A 21,570-nucleotide genomic window follows, 5' to 3' on the forward strand; every position below is an offset into this window, starting at 1 on the left:
CGATCCCCGTCCATGCGCGACCACGACCTCGTACGCCGGCACACCGTCTACGCCTGTGTGATGGGCTCACGCGCCTTCGGCCTGGCCACGGACGGCAGCGACACCGACCGCCGCGGGGTGTACGTGGCGCCGACGCCGCTCTTCTGGCGCTTCGACAAGCCGCCCCGCCACGTGGACGGCCCGGAGCCCGAGCAGTTCTCCTGGGAGCTGGAGCGGTTCTGCGAGCTCGCGCTGCGCGCCAACCCCAACATCCTGGAGTGCCTCCACTCCCCGCTCGTCGAGCACGTGGACGACACCGGGAAGGAACTGCTCGCCCTGCGCGGCGCCTTCCTGTCCCGGCACGTCCACGAGTCCTTCGGCCGCTACGCCACCGGCCAGTTGCGGAAGCTGGAGGCGGACGTCCGCACGCACGGCGCGCCCCGCTGGAAGCACGCCATGCACCTGCTGCGCCTGCTGATCAGCTCCCGCGACCTGCTCCGCACCGGCGAACTGCGCATAGGGGTCGGCGACCACCGGGAGCGGCTGCTGGCGGTCAAGCGCGGCGAGGTCGGCTGGTCCGAGACGGAGTCCTGGATGCTCCGGCTGTACGGGGAGGCCGAGGCCGCCGCGCCGCGCAGTCCGCTCCCGGACGAGCCGGACCGGGCCCGCGTCGAGGACTTCCTCGTCCGGGTCCGGCGGGCGTCAGCCGCCGTCGCCGTCCCAGAGGGCGCCGAGGGCCAGTAGTTCGTCGCGGTGCTCGAGCCGCTCCACCCAGGCGTCCGGCCAGGCCGCCAGGCCGTGGTGCGCGCCGGCGAAGGCGCCCGTCAGGCAGGCGATGGAGTCGGAGTCCCCCGAGGAGCACGCCGCCCGGCGCACCGCGGTGACGGGTTCGTCCGGGAAGAGCAGGAAGCACAGCAGGCCGGTCGCGAACGCCTCCTCGGCGATCCAGCCTGCGCCGCCGGCCAGGCACGGGTCGGCCTCCCGGTCGGGCGCCGCGAGGGCCTCGTCGAGGCGGTCGAGCACCCCGAGGCACTCGTCCCAGCCGCGCCGGACGAAGGCCACCGGGCCGTGGTCGTGGGCACGCAGCCACAGGTCGCCGAGCCACCACTCGTGGTACGTGTCGCGCTGCTCCATCGCGTAGCCGCGCAGCAGGGCGGTCAGTTCCGCGGGGGCGGCGCCCTGCGCGAGCAGGTGGACGGCGTGCGCGGTGAGGTCGGAGGCCGCGAGCGCCGTGGGGTGGCCGTGGGTGAGCGCGGACTGCAACTGGGCCGCCCCCGCCCGTTCCTCGGGGCGCAGGCCGGGGACGAGGCCGACCGGAGCGACCCGCATGTTCGCGCCGCAGCCCTTGGAGCCGGTCTGGCTGGCCTCCTGCCAGGGCCGGTCCGGGTGGTCCAGCTTCTGGCAGGCGACCAGGCAGGTGCGGCCGGGGGCGCGGTTGTTGTCGGGCGAGTGGTACCAGTCGACGTACTCCTCGCGCACCGGGCGGGCGAGCCGGGACGGCGTGAGGGGACCGCGGTCCATCGCCGTGCGCAGCCCGCGGGCGAGGGCGAGCGTCATCTGCGTGTCGTCGGTGACGAAGGCCGGGCGGGGCAGCTCCATCTCCCGCCACGGACCGCACTTGGCGAGGATCGACGGGACGTCGTTGAACTCCGTGGGGAAACCGAGCGCGTCACCGATCGCCAGCCCCGCCATCGCCCCCGAGGCGGCCCGTCTCATACCGCGGCCACCCGGGTGCGGACGACCAGGTCGTGGAGGGCGTCGTAGGCCGCCGGCTCGCCGGGCAGCCGGGTGTCCCGCTGCGCGTCGTCCAGACCGGCGTGCAGGGCCTCGACGTCGGCGCGGACGCGGCGCGGGTCGAGGTCCATGGCCAGGCCGTGCTCGGCGACGGCCTTCTCGTGGATGAGTTCGCGGACGTACCCGGGGGCGGTGACGTGGTCCAGCAGCGTCGGCAGGTGCGCCTCGACGGTGCCGGTGCGCATCAGGTGGATTCCCGTCAGCAGCACCCGGAAGGTGTAGAGCAGCGGCTTGAGCTCGCCGGTCTTCTCGTACAGCTCCCACTGGGTACGGGCGAAGCCCCGGTAGTGGTGGGCGTGGTGGCTGGTGATGACCCCGGGTGCCAGGTCGACCAGTTGGGCGTGGACGCCGCTGGTGTGCACCACGAGCGGGGACAGCAGCTGCTCCAGGACGTAGCCGTTGCGCCGCAGCATGAGCCGGGCGAACTTCAGCAGGTCGTGGGTGACCAGGTCGAGTTCGAGGCCGTCCTGCTCCCACATGCGGGTCTGGGTCTCCTCGCCCTCCCGCAGCCCGATCAGGTCGGACAGCGGGAGGAGGTGGATGCCGCGCAGGTCCACGTCGGAGTCGCGGGACGGGAAGCCGTACAGGTGCGCACCGGAGACGGTGGCGAACAGCAACGGGTGTCCCTGCTGGGCGAGGGCCGGGGAGAGTTCGGGCAGCCCGGCCCCTCGCAGACGTTCGGCGTGGATGGTCATTGCGCCATCCTTCCCGGAACGGCGTCCTCCGGGAAAGTCCTTATCCGATGGGAAGCCGGTCAGGAAACCGGTCCGGCAGGGGGCGCGGACCGGCCCGTGACGGCGGGACCGGACGGCTCAGAGGTCGACCTCGCGCATGAGCATGCCCACCTCGGTGTTGGTGAGCCGCCGCAGCCACCCGGACTTCTGGTCGCCGAGCGCGATCGGGCCGAAGCTGGTGCGGACCAGCTTGTCGACCGGGAAGCCCGCCTCGGCCAGCATGCGGCGGACGATGTGCTTGCGGCCCTCGTGCAGGGTCACCTCGACGAGGTAGTTCTTGCCGGTCTGCTGCACCACGCGGAAGCTGTCGGCGCGGGCCCAGCCGTCCTCCAGCTCGATGCCGCTCTTGAGCTGCTTGCCGATGTCGCGCGGCAGCACGCCGTTGATCGCGGCGAGGTACGTCTTCTGCACGCCGTAGCGGGGGTGGGTCAGACGGTGGGCCAGCTCGCCGTGGTTGGTGAGCAGGATGATGCCCTCGGTCTCGGTGTCCAGCCGCCCGACGTGGAACAGCCGGGTCTCGCGGTTGGTGACGTAGTCGCCGAGGCACTGGCGGCCCTCGGGGTCCTCCATCGTGGAGACGACGCCGGCCGGCTTGTTCAGGGCGAAGAACAGGTACGACTGCGTGGCGACGGTCAGCCCGTCGACGCGCACCTCGTCCTTGTCCGGGTCCACGCGCAGGCCCTGCTCGGTGACGATCTTGCCGTTCACCTCGACACGGCGCTGCTCGATCAGCTCCTCGCACGCGCGGCGCGAGCCCATGCCCGCCCGGGCCAGCACCTTCTGCAGGCGCTCGCCCTCCTGCTCGGCGCCGGGGAAGGTCTTCGGGAGGTTCAGCTTGGGCTTGCTGTGCCGCTCGCGGTTGCGCTCCTCGATCTGGGCGTCGAGTTCGCGCGGGCGCGCGGGCGTGGACTTGCGGGGCTTGCCCGAGGCACCGCCCGGCTTGCCGCCGGTGGCGCCCGGCTTGCCGCCGGTGGCGCCCGGCCTGCCGCCGCTGCCGCGCTTGGCGGCTCCGCCCGCTCCACCGGGGCCGCCGGAGCTGCCGCCGACGTCGTAGCGCCGCTCCTCCGGACGGGGCCGGCCCGCGCGCTTCTGCTGGTCGTCGCGCTGCCCCCCGGTCCTGGACCGGGACGTGCCCCCATCGGCACCCCGGGGATTCCGGTTGCCGCCGCTGTTCCTGCCGCTGCCGCTACTGCTTCGCATCAAGTATCCGTCGTCGAGTCCGGGTCGAATGAGGGGACGCCCTCCAGGGAGTCCGCCTCGACGGCGGCCGCCTCCGGGAGGAACGGGGCGAGCTCGGGCAGCTCGTCCAGGCCGCGCAGGCCCATCCGCTCCAGGAAGTAGTTCGTCGTCCTGTACAGGATCGCACCTGTCTCGGCTTCCGTCCCACACTCCTCCACCAGACCCCGCTGCAGAAGGGTGCGCATCACGCCGTCGCAGTTGACCCCGCGCACCGCGGAGACCCGGGACCGGCTCACCGGCTGCCGGTACGCGACGACCGCCAGCGTCTCCAGCGCGGCCTGGGTCAGCCGGGCCTGCTGGCCGTCCAGGACGAACTTCTCGACGGCCGCGGCGTACGCGGGCCGGGTGTAGAAGCGCCAGCCGCCCGCGATCAGGCGCAGGTCGAAGCCGCGGCCCTGCGCGGCGTACTCCTCCGCGAGGTCGTGGAGCGCGATGGCGATCTCCCGGCGCGGGCGCTCCAGCACCTTCGACAGGGTCTCCTCGGTGACGGGCTCGTCGACGACCATCAGGACCGCCTCCAGGGCGGGCCTCAGCTCCAGCTCCGCCACGGACAGCAGCCCCGCGGGCTCGCCCTCCGCCGCCTCACCGGTCCCCTCGACCGCCTCGGTCACCCCGGTCACCTCCGTCACGTCAGCCATCCTTCCCGTCCTTCGCGGCGGCCGGCACCTGGTCGAATTCGTCGGTGACGAGCGGCTGGGCCGGTGCCGCCTCGCCGCCCGTCCAGCGGACCAGGAGCGTACCCAGGGCCTCCTCCTGGTCGAGCGCGACCGCCTTCTCCCGGTACAGCTCCAGGAGGGCCAGGAAGCGCGCGACGACCGTGAGGGTGTCGGGGGCGTCGACGGTGAGCTCCGTGAAGCTCGCCTCGCCGCGCTCGCGCAGCATCGCGATGACGTGCTCCGCCTGCTCACGGACGCTCACCAGCGGCGCGTGGATGTGGTCCACGTACACCTGCGGCTTCGGCTTCGGCTGCATCGCCTTGACGGCGAGCTGCGCGAAGCGTTCCGGACCGATGCTCAGCACCACCTCGGGCAGCAGCTCGGCGTGCTGCGGCTCCAGTCCCACGGTGCGGGGGTGGTGCAGCGCCTCGGCCTCCAGCCGCTCGGCGAAGATCGCGGCGATCTGCTTGTAGGCGCGGTACTGGAGCAGCCGGGCGAAGAGCAGGTCCCGGGCCTCCAGCAGGGCGAGGTCCTCCTCGTCCTCCACCTCGGCGGCGGGCAGCAGGCGCGCGGCCTTCAGGTCCAGCAGCGTCGCCGCGACCACCAGGAACTCCGTGGTCTGGTCCAGGTCCCAGTCCGGTCCCATGGCGCGGATGTGCGCCATGAACTCGTCCGTCACCTTGGACAGGGCGACCTCGGTGACGTCGAGCTTGTGCTTGGAGATGAGCTGCAGCAGCAGGTCGAAGGGGCCCTCGAAGTTCGCCAGCCGGACGGTGAACCGGCCGCCGTTCGCGGCGGAGCCCTCCTCGGCGCTCCGCTCGTCGCCCGGCTCGCCGGCAGGCTGCGCCTGCCCCTCCGGCGCGGCCGGGGGTCCGTCGTCCCCCGCCTCCGGTGCGGGCGGCGGGTCCGCGACGGGCAGGTGCCCCCCGGGCTGCGGGACGGCCTCCGCCGCGGCTTCGACGGCGTCGGGTGACGGCGGCGCCGCGGGCGCGGTGTGGCCGAACTCACTGCCCGCCTCGCCCGCGCTCGCGTCGCCCGCGCCCTCGTCGGCCACGGCCGGGGGCGGCACGGGGTTCGCGCCGGGGCCGCGGCCGAGGAGGCGGCGGGAGCGCTGCGGGCTGGCGGTGTCGTCGGGGGGCATGGGGGTCCAGATGGTGCTGACGGGGCCGTACGGAGGACGGCACCGTATCGCGCGGAGCGCGTCAGCGGCCGCGCAGGCGGCGTACGAGGATGCTCGCGTCGCCGCGGGACTCGAGGTCGGCCAGGACCACCGCGACCGCTTCGCGGACGATGCGCCCGCGGTCCACGGCGAGCCCGTGCTCCCCGCGCAGGACGAGGCGGGCGTGCTCGAGGTCCATGAGCTCCTCGGCGGAGACGTAGACGGTGATCTTCTCGTCGTGGCGCTCGCGCCCGCTGGGCCGCCTGGGGGCCCGACCGGACTTGCGGCGCGGCTGCGGGGGCTGCGGCGGCTGCGGGGCCGCCTGGGGGCCCGTGGAACCCGTTCCGGGGGCCTGCAGGCCGCGCCGGACGGGCGGACCGGACGGACCCGCCTGCTCGGGGACGGAGCGGGCCGCGGGGGCGGGCGCGGCGCCGGGGTCGGTGCCGGTGTCCCGTCCGCCGTGCTCGGCGGCTTCGGAGGGCGCCGCGGACTCGCTGACCGGCGCCTCCTCGGGCGCCGGCTCCTCGGCGGAGGCGGGCACGGGCCGCAGCGGGCGTTCGCCGGGCGCGCCGGAGTCCGTGCCGGGGCCGCCGCCGGTGCCCGCTGCGCCGGGAGTCTCGCCGTTGGCGTGCTGCCGCGGCGTCGCGGACTGGAGCCCCCGCCCCCCGGTGGTGCGGAACAGTTCGTCGGCCCCCGGGAGACTCACTCGGCGTGACACCGGGCGAGCACCTCCCTGGCGAGCTGGCGATAGGCGGCGGCACCTACCGAGTTGGAGGCGTAGGTGGTGATCGGCTCACCGGCGACCGTGGTCTCCGGGAAGCGGACGGTCCGTCCGATGACGGTGTGGTAGACGTGGTCGTCGAAGGCCTCGACGACCCGCGCCAGGACCTCGCGGCTGTGCACGGTGCGCGAGTCGTACATCGTGGCGAGGATGCCGTCCAGCTCCAGCTCGGGGTTGAGCCGTTCCCTGACCTTCTCGATGGTCTCGGTGAGCAGCGCGACACCGCGCAGCGCGAAGAACTCGCACTCCAGCGGGACGATCACCTGGTGGGCCGCGGTCAGGGCGTTGACGGTCAGCAGGCCGAGCGAGGGCTGACAGTCGATGATGACGTAGTCGTAGTCGGGCAGCAGCGGCTTCAACGCGCGCTGCAGCGAGGACTCGCGGGCCACCTCGCTGACCAACTGGACTTCCGCGGCCGACAGGTCGATGTTGCTGGGCAGCAGGTCCATGCCGGGCACCGCGGTCTTCAGCAGCACCTCGTCGGCCGAGAGCCCGCGCTCCATCAGCAAGTTGTAGACCGTGACGTCCAGTTCCATCGGGTTGACCCCGAGGCCGACGGAGAGCGCGCCCTGCGGGTCGAAGTCGACCAGGAGGACGCGGCGGCCGTATTCGGCCAGCGCGGCACCGAGGTTGATGGTGGACGTCGTCTTGCCGACGCCGCCCTTCTGGTTGCACATGGCGATGATCTTCGCCGGGCCGTGGTCCGTCAGTGGGCCGGGGATCGGGAAGTACGGCAACGGGCGGCCGGTGGGGCCCACGCGCTCACGGCGCTGGCGCGCCGCGTCGGGTGCGAGCGTGGCCGCGTACTCGGGGTCGGGTTCGTACTCCGCGTCGGGGTCGTAGAACTGACCGTCCTGCAGCTCTTCTTCGTAGTGCGCCATGGGGTTCGCGTAACGCGTCTCGTTGTCTGTCCCGGTCCTGCGCGCCTCGAACGTCCGGACGGCCACGGAGGCCACCGGTTCGAGCCGTGCGGAGCCGTCGGTCTGCACGGTCATTCCTGGCTGACCACCCCCGGGAGCAAATGTCGACTCATTCACAAGTCGTCTTACCTCCTTGGTGACCAGGAAACTTCTCAATAGGTCAGCGTTGCAGCATGCCGACGGTTGGCGACTCTATGGCGTGTCGGTGGTTCACAGCAACACAATCCACCGGACACGGCACGATGTGTCGGCAACCGAACGTCTCGCTGTCAAGGGTGTAACGACGACGCCGGGGATGTTTCACGGGGGGACGAATCGGCAAAACAGTATGGTTCCACGCGAACGGCCGGGCCTTGTGACTCAAGACCCGGCCGTGCGTACCGGATTGGCGACAAGTTGACGCCAACGCGAGAAAAATCGATCAGTCGACCAGCCGGCGTCAGCCGAGGACGGTGGCCAGGTCGACCGCGTCCAGGCCGTGGGCCTCGGCGACCGGGCCGTAGACGACCTGGCCCTCGTGGGTGTTGAGGCCCTTGGCGAGCGCGGCGTCCCGGCGCAGCGCCTCGCGCCAGCCGCGGTTGGCCAGCTCGACGATGTACGGCAGCGTCGCGTTGGTCAGCGCGTAGGTGGAGGTGTTCGGCACCGCGCCCGGCATGTTGGCGACGCAGTAGAAGACCGAGTCGTGCACCGCGAAGGTCGGTTCGGCGTGCGTGGTGGGACGGGAGTCCTCGAAGCAGCCGCCCTGGTCGATCGCGATGTCGACGAGCACCGAGCCCGGCTTCATCCGGGAGACCAGCTCGTTGGTGACGAGCTTGGGGGCCTTGGCGCCCGGGATCAGGACCGCGCCGATGACGAGGTCGGCGTCGAGGACGGCCTTCTCCAGCTCGAAGGCGTTGGAGACGATGGTCTGCACCTTGGTGCCGAAGATCTTGTCGGCCTCGCGCAGCTTGTTGATGTCCCGGTCGAGCAGGGTGACGTGGAAGCCCATGCCGACGGCGATCTGCGCGGCGTTCCAGCCGGAGACGCCGCCGCCGATCACGACCGCCTTGGCCGGGGCCACACCCGGGACGCCGCCGGGGAGCACCCCGCGCCCGCCGGCCGAGCGCATCAGGTGGTACGCGCCGACCTGCGGGGCGAGCCGGCCGGCCACCTCGGACATCGGGGCGAGCAGCGGCAGCTGCCGGTTGGCGAACTCGACGGTCTCGTAAGCGATCGCGGTGGTGCCGGACTCCAGCAGCGCGTCGGTGCACTCGCGGGACGCCGCCAGGTGCAGGTAGGTGAAGAGGGTCTGGTCCTTGCGGAGACGGTGGTACTCCTCCGCGATCGGCTCCTTGACCTTCAGCACCAGGTCGGCGGCGGCCCACACCTCGTCGGCGGTCGGGAGGATCGTCGCACCGGCGGAGACGTACTCCTCGTTCGGGATGGACGAGCCGACGCCGGCGTCCTGCTCGACGAAGACCTCGTGGCCGCCTCGGACGAGCTCGTGCACGCCGGCGGGGGTGATGGCCACGCGGAACTCGTTGTTCTTGACCTCGCGGGGGATGCCGACCTTCACGTCGATCACGGTCCTGTTCACGGGAGTGGAGGGTTTGTGCAGGTCTCCTGACATGTCACCCCATAACGGAGTACGCCGGACCTGACCGCGATGTTCTGCGGTGTGACCAAGTGTAGTGAAGGAAGAGTCACTGTCCAGCCTTACAAAGTGACTACTTTCAGCGAAGGCATTGGCAGTTTCGTAGGTACAGCTCGCGAACGGCGCGATCTGAGGGCCCCCGGTGGGCCCTTGGGCCCGGAAACAGAGGCGCTCAGTCCTCCTCGGGCTGCGGAATCTCCTCGGCGGGCAGCAGCCGGCGCGCCGCGGCGCGCTGGAGCCGGGCGCCCGCCGGGTCCCCAAGCCGTTCCAGGGTGTCGGCCATGCGCAGCAGCACGGCGCCCTCCAGCCGTCGCTCCCCCGCCTGCCGGGCCCAGTACAGGGCGTCACGGCAGGTCCGCAGGGCGTCCTCGGGGTGGCCCGCGTACTCCTGGACCCGGGCCACCTCGCTGAGGGCACGGGCCTGCGCGGGCAGGTCCTTCAACCGCCGGTGGGCGGCCGCCGCGGCACGCCACTCGCGCAGCGCGTTGCCGTAGTGGGCGGCGTAGGTGAACAGGGCGCCGAGCCTGGAGTGCAGCCGCGCCTGGTGGACCACCTCGCCCCGGGCCTGCCGCAGGGCCAGCGCCCTGCCGTACCAGTCGGAGGCGCGCTGCGGGTCGTCCAGCTCCAGGTAGGTCCCGGCGATGGCCTCCAGCGCGCGGCCCTCGGCGTCACCGTCGTAGGCCTCCCGGGAGGCCACCAGCGCGGCCCGGTAGCGGTCGAGGGCGTCGAGCGGGCGGGCCGCCTCCACGTCCAGGTCGCCGATGTTCAGCAGGGCCGCCGCCTTCTCGCGGTGCAGTCCGCGCCGCTCGGCCACGTCCAGCACCAGGTGGTGGAGCCGGTAGCGCTCCGGCGCGGTCGCGCCGCCGTCGGGGTCCGCGGCGAGTGCCCGGACGAGCGCGGCCATGAGACGGCGGGCCAGGGTGTCCAGTTCGCCGTCCGCGACCGCCAGCCGTGCGGAGGCCAGCAGGACCGGCAGCCGCAGCCGCAGCCACCCGGCCGCGACCGGACGGCCGGCGAAGCGCAGCGACTTGGGCAGCCCGTCCGGTTCCGTCTCGCCCTCCAGGCACATCCGGCACGCGTGCAGCAGCCGTACCGTGCGCTCCAGCATCCGGGCGCGGGCGAGCTGCACCTCGGACGGCTTCTCCGTGCTCGCCAGCAGTGCCCGCAGCGGCGGGGTCAGCCAGCCCGGCACACGGTACTGCGCCGGCAGGTCGCCGGCCCCCGGCTCGGGGTGCAGCAGCCCGCAGCCGGCCAGGTCCGCGAGCGTGGCCTGCGCCGCCTCGACCGAGCAGCCGCCCAGGGCGGAGGCGGTCTGCGCGTCGGTCAGGCCCGAGGGGGCGAGCGCGAGCAGACGCAGCATGCGGGCCACGGCTGGCGACAGCGCTCCGTAGACGAAGCGGAAGGCGCGCAGCAGCTCCGGCGCGGGAGTGGCACGCGGGGTGGGCGGCGGGGTGGCGTTCCCCTTCTCCTCCGCCTCCCCGGAACCGTCGGCGTCCCGCGCGCCGCCGGTCTTCCGCGAGGTCGGGTCGCCGGACGTGCCCGCCCGGCGCAGCACCCGCGCCTGCCCGTCCGCGGCCAGGCCGCGCAGCGCCTCCGGCAGCGGGTTGCTGCCCGTGCGGTACCCGACGTCGGCGCGCAGCGTGCCGTCGCCCCGGGTGGCCGTGCCGCCCTCGGAGGCCGCGGGGGCGGCCGGTCCCGCGGCGGCCGGCTCGGCGGCCTCGGCGTGCAGCCTGCGGGTGGCCTCGGCGACGGAGGTGCGGGGCTGGGCGGCGAGCCACGCGGCGACCAGGCGCAGCGCCGCGGGATGGCCGCCGCACTCCTGGGCGAGACCCTCCGCGGCCCGGGGGTCGTTGGTGATCCGCACCCGGCCCACGGCCTCGGCCAGCAGGTCGACGCACGCCACCGGGTCGAGCCCGCCCAGGGTGCACGGGCGTACGTCGTGGACACCGGGCAGCGGCCCCTCGGCCGTGGCGACCAGCAGGTTCCCCGAGCCCTTGGGCATCAGGTCCAGCAACTGGCGGGAGTCCACGACGTCGTCCAGGACGAGGACGGCCTTGCGCCCGTTCAGGGCGGTGCGCAGTGCGGCCTGCAGTTCCTCGCGCTCCGCGGCCGGTTCGACCTCGACGTCCATCGCGCGCAGCAGCGAGCGGGCGGACTGCTCGGGCGGCACCGGACGGCCGTCGTTCTCGCTGAGCCGTACGTAGAACTGGCCGCCGGGGTAGCGGTCGGCGACCTCGTGGGCGAGCCGCACGGCCAGCGCCGTCCGTCCCGAGCCCGGCCGGCCGGCCACGAGGAGCACGCGGCTGCCGTCGGGCGTCTGGCCGCGCAGGGCCGCCAGGCCCGGCCGGTCGATGTCGGCGCGCAGTTCCTCGAGCTCGCGGCGGCGGCCGACGAACCCCGGCAGGCCGGGGGGCAGCGTGCCGTGTGCCGGGGTCTGCGACGCCGGCCCCCACGGGCCGTCGTCAGAGGCCGCCGCCGATGCGTCGGCGTCCAGCACGTGATCCGCCACGGGCCCACTCCCGTTCTCCTACGAACGGCAAGAGCCTAGTTCACGGTATGGGTCCAACCCCCCTGCGCGACGCGGCTGATCCGGTCAATGATCACCCTCTCGGACGATCGGATGGTCAGACCGAACGGGTCACACGGAGAACGGTCGCGCGGGCCACTCGGCCTCGGCGGGACGCAGGGCCTCCAGGCCGTCCCCGGCCCGGGCGGCCTGCAGCGCGAGCACGCCCACCACGAGGCAGTTGTTGTGCAGTTCCCCCGCGAGGACGCCGCGGACCAGCTCGTCCACCGGGACCCGGGCGAACTCCATGTCGGCCTCTTCCTCCGACACCTCGAAGCGTTCGCCCTCCACCTCGGACAGGCCCCGCGCCAGGAAGATCCGCACGGCCTCGTCGCAGCCGCCGGGCGTGGTGTACACGTCCGTGAGCACCCGCCAGTCCTCGGCCTTGACGTGGGCCTCCTCGTACAGCTCGCGCTGGGCGGCGTGCAGCGGGTTCTCGCCGGGCACGTCGAGCAGTCCGGCGGGGATCTCCCACAGCTTCATCCGCACGGGGTGGCGGTACTGCTTGAGGACCAGCACCCGGTCCCGGTCGTCGAGGGCGAGCACGGCCACCGAGCCGGGGTGGACCTGGTAGTCGCGCCGGGCGACGCCGCCGTCGGGCATGACGACGTCATCGGTGCGGACGCTGGTCTTCTTCCCGGTGAAGGGGGTGGCGGTGGCGGTGACCCGCCACTCCTCGGGAGTGTCCTTCAGCATGGTGCCCTCCGTACGCGGTGCCGGGGCGGGCCGTACGCCGGCCCGCCCCCGCAACCGTACCGATCAACCCTTGAGGCGCTCGACGGCGGCCGCGACCAGACCCGCGAACAGGGGGTGCGGACGGGTCGGGCGGGACTTGAGTTCGGGGTGCGCCTGGGTGGCCACCAGGTACGGGTGCACGTCGCGGGGGTACTCGACGTACTCGACCAGCGTGTTGTCCGGGGAGGTGCCGGAGAACACCAGGCCGGCCTTCTTCTCCAGCTCGCCGCGGTAGGCGTTGTTCACCTCGTAGCGGTGGCGGTGCCGCTCCTCGACGTAGGGCTCGCCGCCGTAGACCTCGCGGACGATGGAACCCTCCGCGAGCTTCGCCGGGTACAGGCCCAGCCGCATGGTGCCGCCGAGGTCGCCCTGGCCGGCGACGATGTCGAGCTGCTCGGCCATGGTGGAGATCACCGGGTGGCCGGTCGCGGCGTCGAACTCGGTGGAGTTGGCGTCCGGGATGCCGGCCAGGCTGCGGGCCGCCTCGATGACCACGCACTGCAGGCCCAGGCACAGACCCAGCAGCGGGATGCGGTTCTCGCGGGCGAAGGTGATCGCGGAGACCTTGCCCTCCACACCGCGGTCGCCGAAGCCGCCGGGCACGCAGATCGCGTCCACGTCGCCGAGCTGACGGGCCGCGCCGGCCGCGGTCTTGCAGTCGTCCGAGGTCACCCACTTGATGTTGACCTTGGCGTTGTTGGCGAAGCCGCCGGCGCGCAGCGCCTCGGTCACCGACAGGTACGCGTCCGGCAGGTCGATGTACTTGCCGACGAGGGCGACCTTCACCTCGTGCTCGGGCTGGTGGACCCGCCCCAGCAGGTCGTCCCACTGCGTCCAGTCGACGTCGCGGAACGGCAGGTTCAGCTTGCGGACCACGTACGCGTCCAGGCCCTCGGTGTGCAGCACCTTGGGGATGTCGTAGATCGACGGGGCGTCGATCGCCGCGACCACGGCCTCCTCGTCGACGTCGCACATCAGCGAGATCTTGCGCTTGATGGAGGTCGGCACGTCGCGGTCGGCGCGCAGCACGATCGCGTCGGGCTGGATGCCGATGCTGCGCAGCGCGGCCACGGAGTGCTGGGTCGGCTTGGTCTTCAGCTCGCCGGAGGGGCCGATGTACGGGAGCAGTGAGATGTGCATCACGAAGACGTTGTCCCGGCCGACCTCGTGCCGGACCTGCCGCACGGACTCCAGGAAGGGCAGCGACTCGATGTCGCCGACGGTGCCGCCCACCTCCGTGATCACCACGTCCACGTCCTCGGTCGCCATGCGCCGGATGCGGGACTTGATCTCGTTGGTGATGTGCGGGATGACCTGCACGGTGTCGCCCAGGTACTCGCCGCGCCGCTCCTTGGCGATCACCGAGGAGTAGACCTGGCCGGTGGTGACGTTGGCCGAGCCGGCGAGGTTCACGTCCAGGAAGCGCTCGTAGTGGCCGATGTCCAGGTCGGTCTCGGCGCCGTCGTCCGTGACGAACACCTCACCGTGCTGGAACGGGTTCATCGTGCCCGGGTCCACGTTGAGGTACGGGTCGAGCTTCTGCATGGTGACGCGCAGACCCCGGGCCTTGAGCAGTGCGCCGAGGCTGGAGGCGGTCAGGCCCTTGCCGAGCGAGGAGGCGACACCCCCCGTGACGAAGAGGTGCTTGGTCGTCGTGGATTTGGGCGGCAGTGCCAACAGGGGGCTCCCGTGGTCGCGAGGTGGTGGTCGGGACGGCACCATGGTGATGAAGAGGGGTGTCGTCGCGGCGGTTCAGTGGTTCAGGCCACCGGCCCACGGGCTACCAGGGTATCAGTGACGCGCACCAGACGGTGCGGGCGGCTCTCTGACGAAAAACGCGGTCACCGGGAGTTTGGTACGACAAAATGCACCCGACCGGCCCAGCGGGGGCGGTCGTCGCTTCCGCACAGCCCGCGTTGTCGTCGTATCCTGCTCGGACACATCGATTCGATGCGAGTGAACCGGCACGGCACTACCCCGCCCGCTCCCGGGAAAGAGCTCGTCGACAGATCCACAGACCGCAATCACCGCCCCAGTCCCAAGGGGCGCCGCCGTCGTTCGACTGGGAGACCTACGTGGCCGGGCGTATCGAGGATTACGCACTCATCGGCGATATGCAGACCGCCGCCCTGGTGTGCCGGGACGGCACGGTCGACTGGCTGTGCCTGCCCCGCTTCGACTCCCCCGCGATCTTCGCGGGCCTGCTCGGCACCGAGGAGCACGGCTACTGGCGGCTCGGCCCCGCCCACGCGAACGGCACCCCGTCCCCGGCCGCCACCCGGCGCCGCTACCGGGGCGACTCCCTGGTGCTGGAGTCCGAGTGGGACACCCCCCGCGGCACGGTCCGTGTGATCGACTTCATGCCGCCGCGTGACGGCGCCCCCCAGCTGATCCGGATCGTCGAGGGCGTCAGCGGCCGGGTGCCGATGCGGTCCGCGCTGCGCATGCGCTTCAGCTACGGCTGGGTCGTGCCGTGGGTGCACAAGGTGGGCGAGCGCACCGTCGCCGTCGCCGGCCCGGACTCCGTCTGGCACGACACCGACGTCGAGACGTACGGCAAGGACCTCACCACCTACGCGGACTTCACGGTCTCGCCCGGCGACCGCATCGCCTTCACCATCAGCTGGCAGCCCTCGCACAAGGAGCCGCCCCCGCTCGCCGAGCCCGAGGCCGCGCTGGAGGCCACCGAGGACTTCTGGCGCGAGTGGGTCGCCCAGTGCACCTACCACGGCCCCTACCGGGACGCCGTGGTCCGCTCGCTGATCACCCTCAAGGCGCTGACGTACGGGCCGACCGGCGGCATCGTCGCCGCCCCCACCACCTCCCTGCCCGAGGACATCGGCGGCGTCCGCAACTGGGACTACCGCTTCACCTGGCTGCGCGACGCGGCGATCACGCTGTCCTCCCTGCTGCGCACCGGCTACCGCGACGAGGCCCGCGCCTGGCGCGAGTGGCTGCTGCGCGCGGTCGCCGGCGACCCCGAGAACCTGCAGATCATGTACGGCATCGCCGGTGAGCGCGAGCTCGGCGAGACCGAGCTGGACTGGCTGCCCGGCTACGAGGGCTCGATCCCGGTCCGGGTCGGCAACGGCGCCGCCCACCAACTCCAGCTCGACGTCTACGGCGAGGTCACCGAGGCCCTGCACCTGGCGCACATGACCGGCCTGGCCCGCAACGACTACGCCTCGCTCCTGCAGATCCGGCTCATCCAGTACCTGGAGGACCACTGGGACGAGCCGGACGAGGGCATCTGGGAGGTCCGCGGCCCGCGCCGGCACTTCGTCCACTCCAAGGTCATGGCCTGGGTCGCCGTCGACCGCACCGTCAAGCTCATCGAGTCCGGCGAGGTCGACGGCCCGCTGGAGCGCTGGCGCGACCTGCGCGACGAGATCCACCGCGACGTGTGCGAGAAGGGCTACGACAAGGAACGCAACACCTTCACGCAGTCCTACGGCTCGCGCGAGCTGGACGCCTCGCTGCTGCTCATCCCGCAGGTCGGCTTCCTGCCGCCGGACGACAAGCGCGTCATCGGCACCATCGAGGCGATCCAGCGGGAACTGTCCACCGAGGACGGTTTCGTGCTGCGCTACCCGACCGACGCCCCGCCCGGCGGCGAGAACCTGGACGGCCTCCCCGGCGACGAGGGCGCCTTCCTCGCGTGCTCCTTCTGGCTCGCCGACGACCTCGCCATGATCGGCCGGGTCGACGAGGCCCGCAGGCTCTTCGAGAAGCTGCTCGCGCTCCGCAACGACCTCGGCCTGCTGGCCGAGGAGTGGGACCCGCGGCTGCAGCGGCAGGTCGGCAACTTCCCGCAGGCCTTCAGCCACGTGCCGCTGATCGACACGGCGCTGCGGCTCACCGCGAGCGGCGCGTACGGCGGCTGACCGCACCGCCACCACCCGCGAAGCAACCCTCAGGACGATGTCAACTCGTCGTAGATGCTGAGCACTTGGGCGACCGTGTCATCCTCGGTCGGCCAAGTGCCGGCCTGTACGGGACCGGCCGCGGCGAGCCCCGCACGCCGCGCCGGGTCCCCCAGCAGACGCGTGACGGTGTCCGCGAACGTCTTCGGATTGCCGTAGGGCACCAACACCGCTGCCTCGCCGACGAGTTCGGGCGTACCGCCGACGGAGGTCGCCACCAGCGGCACCCCCGCGTGCAGCGCCTCCTGCGCGAGGAGCGACCGCGCCTCCCAGCGCGACGGCAGCACCACCACGTCGGCGGCGGCGAGGAGTTCGGGCACGTCGTCACGGCGGCCGAGCAGCCGCACCGGCAGCTCCTCGGTGTCGATCCGCTCCTGGAGCTCCGTACGCAGCGAGCCCTCACCCGCGACGACCAGCAACGGCGCCGGGTCGAGCCCCGCCCAGCCGTGGGCCGCGTCCAGCAGCAGGTGATACCCCTTGCGCGGCTCCAGACGGCCCACCGCGAGCAGCAACGGACGCTCCCCCACGGCGAATTCGTCCCGGGTCTTGTGCCGGCGCCGCTCCGCCTCCGCCACCGCCTCCGGGGACGGCGCGACCCGCGGCGGCGCCGGCACCCCGATCGGCCCGAGCCGGGCGTCCCGTGCCCCGGCCGTACGGGCCCGGTCCACCAGGTCCGACGAGGCGCCCAGCACGACCGCCGCCGCCCGCGCCACCCGGCGCTCCAGCAACCGCAGCACCCGCCCCCGCGCACCCTCCGCCAGCACCGCGCCGTGCCAGGTCACCACCAGCGGCGTACGGCGCCCGCTCAGCGCCATCGTGGCGAGCAGCCCGGCCCGCAGCCCGTGCGCATGCACCACGTCCGCCCCGGCACAGGCCGCCCGCAACGCCGTCACCACGGCCGCGTCGGCCCTCGGTTGTGCGCGCCGCGTGATCTCGACCGGCGCGAATCGCGCTCCCGCCGCCCCGAACCCGTACCGCTCCTCGGCCTCGGCCGGGCCGCAGACCGTCACCTGCACGCCGCGCGCCACCAACCCGCCCGCCACGGAGGCGACATGGGCCCGCGCCGTCTCGCCCAGCACGTGGACGGCGTGCAGCTGCCCGTGCAAGGGGCTCGGTGAACTGCTCACGCGGGGTAGGGCTCCTGACTCGGCATCGTGCGGAGGGCGGCGGGGTCTGCTCCCTCAAGGATGCCAGGCCGATAGGCCATCCAGGGAGCGATGCCCCACCCCCACCCGGCCACACGTACGCGGGACCACCCTTACGAGTGCCCCACGCTCCCCCATCACGCCGACCCCGCACCCGCAAGCGGGGGTACTTCACCGATGTCGACGGCGTGTGGGCCGCGCAGAACATCTGCGACCTGATCGCGGGTGTTCCGGCTGCCGCGGCGGCCGGCACCGAGGTGTTCGGCGGGCGGATGGAGACGGAGGGCACACGGCGCGTGCTCGGCGCGCGCCGGCACGGGCCGAACCCGCCGCCGGGAGCGTGCCCCCCGGTCCCGGCCCCCCGACCCCCGAGAAGCCCCGTCTCAGGCGGTGCGGGCCCGCAGATGGGCCCGCCGCCGGGCGTGGCATCCGCCAGCGCACGGCGGTGCCTCCGGCGGCATCGACGCCCGCCTCCCCCGCAGCCGCCGGGACCACGGCGACGGTGACACCCGGAACACGCTCCGAGCGCGGTGGACGCGAACCCCTCCCGGGACCCGCCGCACGCCGCCCGGCAGGCGGGACGGGCAGCACCCCCTCACACCGCGGACGGTGGTCGGCCATCCGCCCGGCGGCGAAGGCCGGACGCCCTCCCGGCAGCAAACCGCCCCAGCGCGGCACTCGGCCCGGGGCCCACGACCGCAACCGGCAGGCCGCTGGGCACACGAACACATCGGCAGGACGGAACGCCGCGCACCCCGGGCCCGGCGCGCGTCAGCGCGCTTCGCGGGCCGCGGCCAGCAACTCCTCCGCGTGCGCCCGCCCGAGCTCCGAGTCCTCCAGGCCGGCGAGCATCCGCGACAGCTCGCGTACCCGCTCCTCACCCTCCAGCACGCGCACCCCGCTCCGCGTCACGGACCCGTCGTTCGTCTTCTCGACCAGCAACTGCCGGTCAGCGAACGCGGCCACCTGGGGCAGGTGCGTGACGACCACGACCTGCGCGGTCCGCGCCAGACGCGCCAGGCGCCGGCCGACCTCGACCGCCGCCTTGCCGCCGACGCCCGCGTCGACCTCGTCGAACAGGTACGTCGGCACCGGGTCCGAACCGGCGAAGACGACCTCGACGGCGAGCATCACCCGGGACAGCTCACCACCGGAAGCACCCTTGGCGATCGGCCGGGCCGGGGCGCCGGGGTGGGGTGCGAGCTGCAGCTCGACCTCGTCGGCGCCGGTCGCGCCGAAGGCGACCCGGCGGCCGCCGACCTCGATGCCCTCCTCGTCCTCCGTCTGCCGGAGGGCGACGCCGACCCTGGCGTGCGGCATGGCGAGCTGCGCGAGCTCCGCCGTGACGGCCGCGGCGAAACGGTCCGCCGCCTCCTCCCGGGCGTCGGTGAGGGCCTGGGCGAGGTCGCCGAGCTCGGCGTGCAGCGCGTCGCGCTCCCCGGTGAGCTCCCCGATCCGCTCGTCGTCGCCCTCCAGCTCGCCCAGCCGGGCCGCGCCCTGCTCGGCCCACGCCAGGACGGCGTCGATGGACTCCCCGTACTTGCGGGTGAGGTGGGCGAGGACGGCCCGCCGCTCCTCCACGACCGCAAGGCGCCGGGGATCGGCGTCCAGGTCGTCGGCGTACCCGGCGAGCTCGCCGGCGACGTCGCCGAGGAGGATGCCGATCTCGCCGATCCGGTCCGAGAGCGCGGCCAGCGCCGGGTCGTGGGAGCGGACGGCGTCCAGTGCGCGCTGGGCGCCGGCGACGAGCATGCCCGCGTCGACGCCCTCGGGGTCCTCAGGGTTGCCCGCGAGCGCGGCGTGCGCCTGGGTCGCGGCCGACGCGAGCGCCTCGGCGTGGCCCAGCCGCTCGGCCTCGGCGGCCAGGTCGGCGTCCTCGCCGGGCAGCGGCTCCGCGGCGGCGACCTCGTCCAGGCCGAAGCGCAGGAGGTCCGCCTCCTGGGCCCGCTCCCGGGCCCGGGTGGTCAGCTCGTCCAGCTCGCCCGCGACCTCGCGCAGCCGCCGGTAGGCGCCCGCGTACTTGGCCAGCGGCACGGCGACGGCGTCGCCCGCGTACCGGTCAAGCGCCTCGCGCTGGCGGGCCGGCCGCAGCAGGCCCTGCTGGTCGGTCTGGCCGTGCACGGCGACCAGCTCGTCCGCGAGCTCGCCCAGCAGCCCCACGGGGACCGAGCGCCCGCCCACGAAGGCCCTGGAGCGGCCCTCCGCCGAGACGGTACGGCTGATGAGCAGCGCACCGTCGTCCAGCTCGGCGCCCGCCTCCTCGGCCCGCACGGCTGCGGGCGCGCCCGCCGCCAGCGTGATCCGCCCCTCGACCGACGCCGATTTTGTACCGATCCGGACCAGACCGGGATCGGCACGGCCGCCCAGCAGCAGCCCGAGACTGGTGACGACCATGGTCTTGCCCGCGCCGGTCTCGCCGGTCACCGCGGTGAAGCCGGGCGACAGCTCGACCACGGCGTCCTCGATGACTCCCAGCGACCGGATCCGCATTTCCTCCAACACGGATACGACCATACGAGGTTTGCGGGCCGCCGCGCGACGGGCCTCACCCCTGAGGGCAATCTCAGTGCGGCGCGCCCCGCCAGCCGGCCACCGGCAGCGCGAACTTCGCGACCAGCCGGTCCGTGAAGGAGGCGTGGTGGAGCCGCGCCAGCCGCACCGGCACCGCGCCCCGCCGGACCTCCACCCGGGCCCCGGCCGGAAGGTCCACCGAGCGCCGCCCGTCGCACCACAGCACGCCGTGCGGAGTCTTCGGCTGCACCTCCACCGCCAGCACCGACTTCGGGGAGGTCACCAGCGGCTTCGCGAAAAGCGCGTGCGCGCTGATCGGCACCATCAGCAGCGCCTCCACCTCGGGCCAGACCACCGGCCCGCCGGCCGAGAAGGCGTACGCGGTCGACCCGGTCGGGGTCGCCATCACCACCCCGTCGCCGCCGAAGCGGGAGACCGGACGGCCGTCCACCTCCGTGACGACCTCCAGCAGCCGCTCGCGCGCCTGCTTCTCCACCGACGCCTCGTTCAGCGCCCAGTCGGTGTGGACGACCTGGCCGTCGTTGCGCACCAGGACGTCGATCGTCATGCGCTCCTCGACCTCGTAGTCGCGGGTGACCACGCGGTCGACGACCTTGTCCAGGTCGTCGCGCTCGGCCTCCGCGAGGAAGCCGACCCGGCCCAGGTTGACGCCGAGCATCGGCACCCCGGAGGCACGCGCGAACTCCGCGCCGCGCAGCAGCGTGCCGTCACCGCCCAGGACGATGATCAGCTCGCAGTCCGCGACCGTCTCCGGGCCGATCTCCTGCACCCGCTGCACCCCGCCGTCCCCGGGCAGCGTCAGGTCCTCGGCCTCCTCGGCCAGCACCCGTACGCCGATGTTGCAGCGCTTCAGCCCCTGGACCACCCGCTCGGCACTGCGGATGGCCGCCGGCCGCCCGGTGTGGGCGAGGAGGAAGACGGTGCGGCCGGACGTCCCGTGCACCTCGTGCGTCTCGTGCGTCTCGCTCAACGGGGCCCCTCCGCCACAGCACGGTCGACATCCGCCGGGTCCAGTTCGGGCGCCCCGGCGCGCAGCCACAGAAAGTACTCCACATTCCCCGACGGTCCCGGCAACGGGCTCGCGGTCACGCCCAGCACCCCCAGTCCCAGTGCGGCCGCCTGTCCGGCGACCTGTCGTACGGCATCGGCGCGCAGCTGAGGGCTGCGGACGACACCGCCGCTGCCCAGTCGCTCCTTGCCCACCTCGAACTGCGGCTTGACCATCAGGACCAGGTCCGCGTCGGGCGCGGCGCAGCGTACGAGGGCGGGCAGGACGAGCCCGAGCGGGATGAAGGACAGGTCGCCGACGACAAGGTCCACCGGCTGGTTGTCGATCTGCTCGAGCGTCAACTCGCGGACGTTGGTACGGTCCTTCACGGTGACGCGTTCATCACTCTGCAGCGACCACGCGAGCTGCCCGTAGCCGACGTCGACGGCGACGACGTGCGCCGCGCCGTTGCGGAGCAGCACGTCGGTGAAGCCGCCCGTGGACGCCCCGGCGTCCAGCGCGCGGCGCCCCTCCACGAGCAGCCCGTGGGGCACGAACGCCGCCAGCGCCCCGGCCAGCTTGTGGCCGCCGCGGGAGACGTAGTCCGGGTCCGAGGCGTCATCGGCGACGACGACCGCGGCGCTGGTCTCCACCTGCGTGGCGGCCTTCGTCGCGGTCGTCCCGCCCACGGTCACCCGGCCGGCGGTGATCAGCTGCCCGGCGTGCTCCCGCGAGCGGGCCAGGTTCCGGCGCACCAGCTCGGCGTCGAGTCGGCGTCGTGCCACG

The 21,570-nt window shown here is 73.4% G+C and carries 17 protein-coding genes; 2 read left to right on the top strand and 15 right to left on the bottom strand.

Translation table 11 applies throughout. The annotated features are described in order from the left end of the window. Positions 1–12 precede the first annotated feature (12 nt). A complete protein-coding gene (locus AC1VWI_RS12595) occupies positions 13–723 on the top strand; it encodes a nucleotidyltransferase domain-containing protein (RefSeq protein WP_499511076.1) in 711 nt (236 codons plus the stop codon). Here AC1VWI_RS12595 and AC1VWI_RS12600 read toward each other — a convergent pair. From AC1VWI_RS12600 to pyrG, 11 genes are all read right to left on the bottom strand, one after another. Further along, a complete protein-coding gene (locus tag AC1VWI_RS12600) occupies positions 682–1,695 on the bottom strand; it encodes an ADP-ribosylglycohydrolase family protein (protein ID WP_499511077.1) in 1,014 nt (337 codons plus the stop codon). The two genes, AC1VWI_RS12595 and AC1VWI_RS12600, sit on opposite strands and share 42 nt — an antisense overlap. Continuing rightward, entirely contained in the window at positions 1,692–2,468 is a 777-nt protein-coding gene (locus tag AC1VWI_RS12605; RefSeq protein ID WP_499511078.1) for a nucleotidyltransferase domain-containing protein, read from the bottom strand. The genes AC1VWI_RS12600 and AC1VWI_RS12605 overlap by 4 nt, the downstream gene beginning before the upstream one ends. A gap of 117 nt (positions 2,469–2,585) precedes the next feature. Then, the gene (locus AC1VWI_RS12610) at positions 2,586–3,707 is read right to left on the bottom strand and encodes a pseudouridine synthase (protein ID WP_499511079.1); all 1,122 of its coding nucleotides are present in this window, start codon (positions 3,705–3,707) and stop codon (positions 2,586–2,588) included. Beyond that, the gene (scpB, locus tag AC1VWI_RS12615; RefSeq protein WP_499511080.1) at positions 3,707–4,384 is read right to left on the bottom strand and encodes an SMC-Scp complex subunit ScpB; all 678 of its coding nucleotides are present in this window, start codon (positions 4,382–4,384) and stop codon (positions 3,707–3,709) included. The genes AC1VWI_RS12610 and scpB overlap by 1 nt, the downstream gene beginning before the upstream one ends. Then, positions 4,377–5,543 (bottom strand): segregation and condensation protein A, encoded by a 1,167-nt coding sequence (locus tag AC1VWI_RS12620; protein ID WP_499511081.1) that lies wholly within the window; start codon positions 5,541–5,543, stop codon positions 4,377–4,379. Before AC1VWI_RS12620 ends, scpB begins: the two co-directional genes overlap by 8 nt. A gap of 61 nt (positions 5,544–5,604) precedes the next feature. After that, a complete protein-coding gene (locus AC1VWI_RS12625; RefSeq protein ID WP_499511082.1) occupies positions 5,605–6,279 on the bottom strand; it encodes a hypothetical protein in 675 nt (224 codons plus the stop codon). Beyond that, entirely contained in the window at positions 6,264–7,337 is a 1,074-nt protein-coding gene (locus AC1VWI_RS12630) for a ParA family protein (RefSeq protein WP_499511083.1), read from the bottom strand. The genes AC1VWI_RS12625 and AC1VWI_RS12630 overlap by 16 nt, the downstream gene beginning before the upstream one ends. A 364-nt stretch (positions 7,338–7,701) precedes the next feature. Next, positions 7,702–8,817 (bottom strand): alanine dehydrogenase, encoded by a 1,116-nt coding sequence (gene ald, locus AC1VWI_RS12635; protein WP_499516784.1) that lies wholly within the window; start codon positions 8,815–8,817, stop codon positions 7,702–7,704. A gap of 250 nt (positions 8,818–9,067) precedes the next feature. After that, positions 9,068–11,404, bottom strand: coding sequence for a tetratricopeptide repeat protein (locus AC1VWI_RS12640; RefSeq protein ID WP_499511084.1), 2,337 nt, complete (start codon positions 11,402–11,404; stop codon positions 9,068–9,070). Positions 11,405–11,533: 129 nt separating this feature from the next. Then, positions 11,534–12,157: an NUDIX domain-containing protein gene (locus tag AC1VWI_RS12645; protein WP_499511085.1), complete on the bottom strand. Its 624-nt coding sequence runs from the start codon at positions 12,155–12,157 to the stop codon at positions 11,534–11,536. A 63-nt stretch (positions 12,158–12,220) separates the two neighbouring features. Next, positions 12,221–13,867 (bottom strand): CTP synthase, encoded by a 1,647-nt coding sequence (gene pyrG / locus AC1VWI_RS12650; protein WP_499516785.1) that lies wholly within the window; start codon positions 13,865–13,867, stop codon positions 12,221–12,223. A gap of 404 nt (positions 13,868–14,271) precedes the next feature. Here pyrG and AC1VWI_RS12655 point away from each other — a divergent pair, with 404 nt between their 5' ends. Further along, complete coding sequence (locus AC1VWI_RS12655; RefSeq protein ID WP_499511086.1) at positions 14,272–16,080, top strand: glycoside hydrolase family 15 protein; 1,809 nt, start codon at positions 14,272–14,274, stop codon at positions 16,078–16,080. Between the two features lie 29 nt (positions 16,081–16,109). Here the strand turns inward: AC1VWI_RS12655 and AC1VWI_RS12660 are convergent, their stop codons facing one another. The 4 genes from AC1VWI_RS12660 to AC1VWI_RS12675 all read right to left on the bottom strand — a co-directional run bounded on the left by AC1VWI_RS12660 (position 16,110) and on the right by AC1VWI_RS12675 (position 21,569). Then, positions 16,110–17,246: a glycosyltransferase family 4 protein gene (locus AC1VWI_RS12660; RefSeq protein WP_499511087.1), complete on the bottom strand. Its 1,137-nt coding sequence runs from the start codon at positions 17,244–17,246 to the stop codon at positions 16,110–16,112. 789 nt (positions 17,247–18,035) lie between these two features. After that, the gene (gene recN / locus AC1VWI_RS12665; RefSeq protein WP_499511088.1) at positions 18,036–19,778 is read right to left on the bottom strand and encodes a DNA repair protein RecN; all 1,743 of its coding nucleotides are present in this window, start codon (positions 19,776–19,778) and stop codon (positions 18,036–18,038) included. 49 nt (positions 19,779–19,827) lie between these two features. Continuing rightward, the gene (locus AC1VWI_RS12670; RefSeq protein ID WP_499511089.1) at positions 19,828–20,766 is read right to left on the bottom strand and encodes an NAD kinase; all 939 of its coding nucleotides are present in this window, start codon (positions 20,764–20,766) and stop codon (positions 19,828–19,830) included. Further along, positions 20,763–21,569: a TlyA family RNA methyltransferase gene (locus AC1VWI_RS12675; RefSeq protein ID WP_499511090.1), complete on the bottom strand. Its 807-nt coding sequence runs from the start codon at positions 21,567–21,569 to the stop codon at positions 20,763–20,765. Before AC1VWI_RS12675 ends, AC1VWI_RS12670 begins: the two co-directional genes overlap by 4 nt. Position 21,570: the final 1 nt, after the last annotated feature.

This window comes from Streptomyces sp. TOM-9 (assembly GCF_056858595.1).

Bases quoted from the DNA above. Each gene is read 5' to 3' on its own strand.
- AC1VWI_RS12610 (WP_499511079.1), bottom strand. From the start codon at position 3,707: ATGCGAAGCAGTAGCGGCAGCGGCAGGAACAGCGGCGGCAACCGGAAT.
- AC1VWI_RS12645 (WP_499511085.1), bottom strand. From the start codon at position 12,157: ATGCTGAAGGACACTCCCGAGGAGTGGCGGGTCACCGCCACCGCCACC.
- AC1VWI_RS12605 (WP_499511078.1), bottom strand. From the start codon at position 2,468: ATGACCATCCACGCCGAACGTCTGCGAGGGGCCGGGCTGCCCGAACTC.
- AC1VWI_RS12630 (WP_499511083.1), bottom strand. From the start codon at position 7,337: ATGACCGTGCAGACCGACGGCTCCGCACGGCTCGAACCGGTGGCCTCC.
- AC1VWI_RS12620 (WP_499511081.1), bottom strand. From the start codon at position 5,543: ATGCCCCCCGACGACACCGCCAGCCCGCAGCGCTCCCGCCGCCTCCTC.
- recN (WP_499511088.1), bottom strand. From the start codon at position 19,778: ATGGTCGTATCCGTGTTGGAGGAAATGCGGATCCGGTCGCTGGGAGTC.
- scpB (WP_499511080.1), bottom strand. From the start codon at position 4,384: ATGGCTGACGTGACGGAGGTGACCGGGGTGACCGAGGCGGTCGAGGGG.
- AC1VWI_RS12600 (WP_499511077.1), bottom strand. From the start codon at position 1,695: ATGAGACGGGCCGCCTCGGGGGCGATGGCGGGGCTGGCGATCGGTGAC.
- AC1VWI_RS12595 (WP_499511076.1), top strand. From the start codon at position 13: ATGCGCGACCACGACCTCGTACGCCGGCACACCGTCTACGCCTGTGTG.